This window comes from Halomonas sp. SIMBA_159, from assembly GCF_046536035.1.
Lineage (GTDB): Bacteria > Pseudomonadota > Gammaproteobacteria > Pseudomonadales > Halomonadaceae > Vreelandella > Vreelandella venusta_A.
Genome location: NZ_JAWJBT010000685.1, coordinates 1 through 268, shown reverse-complemented (window position 1 = coordinate 268; position 268 = coordinate 1). Strand labels below are relative to the sequence as shown.

At 44.0% G+C, this 268-nt stretch carries 1 pseudogene; it reads right to left on the bottom strand.

The features are described from left to right. Positions 1–187 (bottom strand): annotated as a pseudogene (locus R0J87_RS20935) (hypothetical protein); the annotation flags it as partial. Between the last annotated feature and the right edge of the window lie 81 nt (positions 188–268).

The following is a 268-nucleotide window of genomic DNA, read 5'->3' as shown; positions in this document are numbered from 1 at the left end:
CTAAATCAGAAAGATGGTTTAACTCTTGGGCGTTTTTTTCCAGCAGCGATCGCGTTCCCACAACCGTTATTTCACATTCTTCTCTAAGCGAAGAATCAGCTAAGGCTTTTAATACAATTTCCGGTCCAATTCCTGCGGGATCTCCTAACGTTAGGGCTAAGCGCGATCGCTGCTTTTGTTTCATCATTATGTCTTCTTAGTTCTTGGTTCTCCTCCTCACCCACAAGGACGAAGTTTAAACCGCACAGCTACGGCGGTAATATTATCA